This is a genomic window from Microvirga tunisiensis, assembly GCF_009296175.1.
GTDB classification, from domain to species: domain Bacteria; phylum Pseudomonadota; class Alphaproteobacteria; order Rhizobiales; family Beijerinckiaceae; genus Microvirga; species Microvirga tunisiensis.
The window spans coordinates 1-6387 of record NZ_VOSK01000338.1 but is presented as its reverse complement, the minus strand read 5'-3'; the positions used below and the strand labels follow the sequence as shown (position 1 = coordinate 6387).

Below are 6387 nucleotides of genomic sequence, written 5' to 3'. Positions count from 1 at the left end.
GCCGACACCATCGGCGCTCAGCAGCACGATGGCGGCCCGCCAGACATGCTTCTGGGCCGTGTTCCGGTTGCTGATAACAGCCTCAAGGCGCTGCCTGTCTGAGGAGTTAAGGGTGATGGAGATACCAGTGCGCATGCTGCAGCCTCGCATACGCACAAGCCAGGGGGAATCCTCACGCGGACTCTTTTGTTAGGCGGAAACCACTAGTTTGCTATCCTTCCCAGATGACGAGAAATCCGATGGTCGCCATTCTGGCTTCCAGGGGTTCCACCATGGAAATCGTTTTAGAACCTCTTTCTCAGCGTCCCTGCGTCTCAGGCGAGGCTCGGACGTGAGAAGGAACGTCAGAAGATCCTGAGGATCGGCGGTGGTCGATTTGGATGGTCGAGACGGGGCATTTGGATGGATGGTCATGGGGATCGAGCCTCAGGGTCGAAAAATCAGGCTCGGTAGGACGTTCCCCTTTGCAAGGAGCCGACCACCGGGATCACGGGTTTCATTCAGCTTCTTGTCGTAAAAACCAATCCATCGACCGCTGGCATCACGGGCATTAATCCGGCCTGAAATGCCATTATCCTCATACCATCCGAGCACCCTTCCGGCCCGATCTCGAACGATTTCACGCGACATCGACAGTCTCCGCAATTGCTTGATCGAGTTCATGCTCGATCTCCCGAAGCCTGAGACGATTGCCGTTGCCACCCCAATGGCCCTGTAGGTTCATAATGCCCTTGGTGCGCGGATGAGCCTCCTCCGAGCACAGCGCCGGGATGCCGAGTGTTTCGAGTTTTTTGCGAAGAGTGGATGCTGCCACAGGATTAACGCGCCCATTGCTTTTGGCATAGACCTCAGTGAGGACCCACAGGCCGTTCGTCAGACGATGACATTGGGCTATTAATCCGGGTGAGTGTCGCCATTCGAGAAGGACTTGTGTCCCTTGTGCAAGGTGAAGAGTACGGCTCGCCGCGCAGTTGCGGAAGCGCCGCCCGAGCGAGGCCATTGCCTCGCCAGAGATCATCACCGCAAGATCGGGATCGTCCTCGGGAATCGGCAGATGCACAGGAGGCCGGTCTACCTTCTCAAGCCACCGGCTAAACAGCGCTCCCAGATCAGTCCTTTGCCCAAGGTTTTCTATAGACTGGCGGATCGCCTCATCGGTCGCAGATGAAAACGTAGCCCTGACAAGGGCGAGGGTCGCATTCGCATCGTCCGCTTGAGACGCTCCATAGAGGCGATCTAAAACCTTCTGATGGACAAGAATTGGATCAAGGCGGCTGATGACCTCGATGTGCGTGGCAGTGATTGAACCGCTGCGCTGACGCAGCGCGTTCCGACGTACCCGATGCTGCGGGTCCGAGAAGATCTCGAACAGGGTGAAGTACAGGTCGGGTTTACGAAGCGGCTCATCGCCGATCCGATTAAGGACGCCGAGGAAGCCGTCCGGAACATCGCCGAAAACAGCTTGGACGATCTCCCGCGCCCGCGCAGCCATCAACGCGCGAGCAATCTGCTCGGAGGTCTGATGGATCTGGTCGTCGGCAGGTGCGAGGGAGCGCAGGCGAGTGGCGAGGGTCTCAGGGCACTCTCGGGTTAGGGCAGCCAGAGCGGAGAAAATCGCTTGTCGCTTTAGGGCAGCGGCGCAGAAGACAAAGGACAAAAATGAGGGACAGGCTGCGTCCAGTTCAACGGCGACGCTCAGCGGCCAGCCGGAAAACGAACGCGGGTGGATGTCTTGACTCGCAGCAGATGAGACCAAGGGCACGCTCCATGTAACCTCGAATCATTCGAGATTCGCATGGATCGATAATCTGTCTACTAATTTCGCTTTCCTCTAATGTGCGAGCTTCTGAAACTGTCCAATGGACAGTTAGCCCGGCGTTCTGATCCGACACACCGATAACCTTGACCAACCTCATGCGGACAGCTTATCTTAGAGCAAACCAGGAACATTCTATTTATCAGGGAAATGCAATGCTCGGCGAGTTGAACTTCCATAGCAAACCTCGGTCGTCTGACTGGGTAGGCTCTACGGTCATCCTCGGGACTATCATGTTCGCGACGACGCTCCTGATAGCTGTATAATGCCGTGCCGAGCCTTCTCGTCATCGGTGCCATCCAGCGGTAGAGTTGGAGACGCTGGGAATTCCTCCTGGCAGGCACCATGAACCAGATGCTCCGACCTCCTCAGGCAGATCAAAGACCTGTCTTAGAGACCCTCGCGGGTTCGGTGGAGCGCGTCACCTTCCACAATACCGACAGTGGCTTTGCAGTCCTCAAGGTTCATACACGAGGCAAGCGGGATCTTGTGACCGTCGTCGGGCACACGCCTGCCGTTTCCGCAGGTGAATGGATCACGGCGAGCGGCCTCTGGATCTCCGACCGGACGCATGGTCTTCAGTTTAAGGCCGAGGTCCTGAAGACTACCCCGCCGACCGGAGTGGAGGGTATCGAAAAGTACCTTGCTTCGGGTCAGATGCGTGGCATCGGACCTGCCATGGCCAAACGGATTGTCGCTGCTTTTGGCGTGGACACCTTCGAGATCATTGAGGCCAGCCCTGAACGCCTGACGGAAGTTTCTGGCATCGGCCCGATGCGGGCCTCTCGCATTGTCTCGGGCTGGGCTGAGCAGAAGGCGGTGCGGGAGATCATGATCTTCCTGCATGCCCATGGCGTTGGCACCGCACGGGCGGTACGCATCTTCAAGACCTACGGCTATGAATCCATTCAGGTTATGACTGAGGACCCATACCGTCTGGCCAAGGACGTGCGCGGGATCGGCTTCAAAACGGCAGACGCCATCGCAGCCAAGCTCGGGATGGAAAAGACCGCGCCGCAGCGGATCAGGGCAGGCATCTCCTTCGCGCTTCAGACTGCAACCGACGAGGGACATTGCGCTCTGCCGGTTGAGGCGCTCACCCGGCTGGCCGTGCAATTGCTGGAAGTGGACGCAGACCTGATCCGAACGGCCATCGTAGACGAGCTATCCAAAGGAGAGGTCGTCTCGGATACCATCGGCGGCGAGACGTGTCTGTTCCTCAAGGGCCTCCACTTGTCCGAACAGGCCATTGCCTCACGGTTGGCCGAGCGAGCCTCCGGCCCGCCGCCATGGCCAGAGATCGACCTGGAACGGGCTGTCCCGTGGGTGGAAGGTCGCACGGGCAAGACCCTGGCGGCTTCCCAGCGTGAGGCTTTGAAACTGGTGCTCGGCTCCAAGGTGGCAGTGGTGACCGGTGGTCCTGGTGTCGGCAAGACCACCCTCCTCGACACGATCCTCCGGCTCCTGGTGGCCAAGGGCGTCAAGGTCCTGCTGACGGCACCGACAGGCCGTGCGGCCAAGCGCATGACCGAGCAGACCGGGTTGGAGGCCAAGACCATCCACCGACTCTTGGAGATCGACCCAAAGCACGGTGGCTTCTCCCGCAATGAAGAGAACCCGCTCGACTGTGATCTCCTTGTGGTGGACGAGACCAGCATGGTCGATGTGCCACTAATGAACGCCCTCACCAAGGCCATTCCATCACGTGCGGGCCTGCTGCTGGTGGGCGACGTGGACCAGTTACCCTCAGTGGGGCCAGGGCAGATCCTGGCCGACATCATAGGGTCAGAGCGCATCCCCGTGGCGCGTCTGACTGAGGTCTTTCGGCAGGCGGCGGAAAGTCGGATTGTGGTGAACGCCCACCGTATCAATCACGGCCAGATGCCTGACCCACCGAAGGCTGGTGAGGAAAGCGACTTCTACTTCATTGGGATCGACGAGCCCGAGCAAGGCGTCGGGAAGATCATCGAGATGGTCAAGGAGCGGATGCCCAAACGATTTGGGCTTGATCCCCTCAAGGACATTCAAGTGCTCTGTCCGATGAACCGGGGCGTGCTTGGTGCCCGCAACCTTAACATCGAACTCCAACGGGTTCTAAACCCCAATCCTCCGGCTACTGTCGAACGATTTGGGTGGCGGTTCTCACCGGGCGACCGAGTGATGGAAACCCAGAACGATTATGATCGAGAGGTCTTCAACGGCGATCTTGGCATGGTGGTGCGGATCGATGATGAGGAAGGCGCTCTGATCGCATCGTTCGATGGGCGAGAGGTCTCATACCCATTCGGCGAACTCGACACCTTAGTGCCCGCCTATGCCACGACGATCCACAAGTCACAGGGCTCGGAGTACCCCGCCGTCATCATTCCTGTCGTGACACAGCATTACACGATGCTGGCCCGCAATCTGCTCTACACGGGCGTCACCAGAGGAAAGCGGCTCGTTGTCCTCGTCGGCCAGAAGAAAGCAGTGGCCATGGCTGTTCGGGGCGGGAACATGAAGCGCCGCTGGACGAAGCTGCGGGAGTGGCTGGCGGCGTCTTGAACCTGTCGCACTGGATCTCCACATCGCTGCCGTACACAGTCTGAGGTCATTCATGCGCCGAAAATCGTGTGGCTGGTTCATGCCTGAGGCCGACATGCTGTCCATGCTGAGGTTCATCGACGAGAAGATACGGTCGCGGATGATCGACGCGCGGCATCAGGATGTCCTGGTCCGGCTACGAGAGATTCTGGAAAACGATTTGGACGACTTTTGGCTCAACAGACCGTCCATAGAACCAGCAAATACTCAGGAAGAGGCAGCGTGAAGAACGCCTGCGTAAAGTACAATGTGACAGGTTGTTCCCGCCACCAGTAAGGCTCTGCATACCTTCCTTCGTCTAATTTCTCCTGAAAGCAAAGCTATGCTCTCCTATTATGCCTTCGAAGGGTGAAGTGAGAGAGAGGGCGGAAGAGGTATGGGGACGCCGGACCTGCTCACAGCCGTTGACGCAATCTACGCCTCTGCTCTCGACCCGGAGCGCTGGCCGGAAGCTCTGGACACCATCGCACAATTGGTAGGCGGGCTCGGCGCGGTGATCGTGCCAATTACCACGGCTGACAAGATGGCGACCGTTGCCTCGACCAGCTTGGATGAGAGCAATCGAGACTACAGCCGGGAATGGTGGCAGTACGATATTCGCAAAGAGAAAGTGTCGGCACGCGGGCCTACGGACGGGCTGATCAAGGACGCTGACCTCCTGGATGACGAAACCTTGCGCACTCACCCCTTCTGCCAGGAGTTCAGCAGGCGTCATGGCCTCGGCGCGTACATGGGCTCTGTCACAGCGCTTCCGTCAGGGCAGATCATCACTGTAGGGGTGCATCGAGATCTGCGCCGAGGTCCGTTTGAGAAAGCGGACGAGGACAACTATGCCCGGCTCGCACCACATGCTGCGCGGGCCATCGCTGCGGCGGCTGAGATCGCGGAAGGCAGACGGACTTCTCGCCTGCTTGGGAACACGCTTGACCGCCTCACATGTGGGATCATCCTTTTGAATGCCCAGGGTGGTGTGGTGACCGTGAGTGAAACGGCCCGATCCCTGCTTGGAACAGGGTTTACCGTCTCGCGCGGACGACTAAAGGCAGCAACGGCGAAAGATCAGAAGGCGCTGGATGCTTTGGTGATGTCGGCTCTCCCTGGGCGGGCGACATTGATGCAGTCGCCGCTGGTGCTGGCCCGCAACGTGGGAGACAAGCAGAAGGTCTTTGTCCAGGCCATCCCGGTCACCGGGAATGAGCCGACCACTTTTGAGCACCTTGCCCTGAGACCTGGGGTTCTGGTGCTCGTAAATGGCCTTTTTCACCCCAGCCTCGGATATAGTCCAGGAACGCCTGATCCGGCTCAGCCTCACCAAAGGGCAGGCCCGTATCGCGATGGCGGTCGGCAGTGGGCTATCGTCAAAGGAAGCGGCAGCGCAGTTGAAACTGACAGACGGAACGATCCGTACGGTGCTGAAAGCCGTGTACGAGCGCCTTGGTATCACCCGCCAGAGTCAGCTTGTAGCACTCGTCACGAGACTGGGGGCGCTGCCCGCGCAGAACTGACGCCCAAGACTGCCGTCGATCAGCCCGCCACCGATAGTGGCTTCCTCCTTCGAAGGAGGTATCACAGATGTGGAATGCGCCTGCACTCCGAACCGGACAAAATAGAAAATTGGCCGTGGGGGAAAGATGTTCGAGTGCCGCCATCCAGAGACCTGCTCCGGTCGTGAGCCCTTATCGACACCCATGCGCCGTGCCGCCTCTCCCCCTTGGTTCCTGGCGTGGCCTCGGGCGGGAGCGAACATCATAGTCTCCATAGTTCTGTAACACCATGACCATGGGCAAGAGTATTAAGGCTGATCACCGTGCCAACCGTTTCCTCGCCGCGCTGGATGCTGAGGATTTCGCCGTTCTTAAACGACCTATGCCGGAATGTGGGTGATGACGGTTTGAGAAAGGCGACGTATCGAGGCGGGTGTCGAGCCTGCCAGAACCTCTTCAGGAGAGCGATACGTCATGACCGAGACTACCAACATTGTTCGCCTG

Annotated in this window: 4 protein-coding genes and 1 pseudogene; 2 read left to right on the top strand and 3 right to left on the bottom strand. The window is 58.8% G+C overall.

The window, feature by feature from the left end; genetic code table 11:
* From FS320_RS48850 to FS320_RS35885, 3 genes and pseudogenes are all read right to left on the bottom strand, one after another.
* Nucleotides 1–135 (bottom strand): annotated as a pseudogene (locus tag FS320_RS48850) (IS630 family transposase); the annotation flags it as partial.
* A gap of 291 nt (nt 136–426) precedes the next feature.
* The gene (locus FS320_RS35890; RefSeq protein WP_152717131.1) at nt 427–630 is read right to left on the bottom strand and encodes a hypothetical protein; all 204 of its coding nucleotides are present in this window, start codon (nt 628–630) and stop codon (nt 427–429) included.
* Nucleotides 620–1756, bottom strand: a complete 1137-nt coding sequence (locus tag FS320_RS35885) for a hypothetical protein (protein ID WP_152717130.1) — start codon at nt 1754–1756, stop codon at nt 620–622. The genes FS320_RS35890 and FS320_RS35885 overlap by 11 nt, the downstream gene beginning before the upstream one ends.
* 405 nt (nt 1757–2161) lie before the next feature.
* Here FS320_RS35885 and recD2 point away from each other — a divergent pair, with 405 nt between their 5' ends.
* Both recD2 and FS320_RS48845 read left to right on the top strand, forming a co-directional pair.
* Nucleotides 2162–4360, top strand: a complete 2199-nt coding sequence (recD2, locus tag FS320_RS35880) for an SF1B family DNA helicase RecD2 (protein WP_152717129.1) — start codon at nt 2162–2164, stop codon at nt 4358–4360.
* Between the two features lie 415 nt (nt 4361–4775).
* On the top strand, nt 4776–6071 hold the full coding sequence (locus tag FS320_RS48845; protein WP_244627607.1) for a hypothetical protein: 1296 nt from the start codon (nt 4776–4778) through the stop codon (nt 6069–6071).
* The last annotated feature ends 316 nt before the right edge of the window (nt 6072–6387 follow it).

Bases quoted from the DNA above. Each gene is read 5' to 3' on its own strand.
- FS320_RS48845 (WP_244627607.1), top strand. From the start codon at position 4,776: ATGGGGACGCCGGACCTGCTCACAGCCGTTGACGCAATCTACGCCTCT.
- recD2 (WP_152717129.1), top strand. From the start codon at position 2,162: ATGAACCAGATGCTCCGACCTCCTCAGGCAGATCAAAGACCTGTCTTA.
- FS320_RS35890 (WP_152717131.1), bottom strand. From the start codon at position 630: ATGTCGCGTGAAATCGTTCGAGATCGGGCCGGAAGGGTGCTCGGATGG.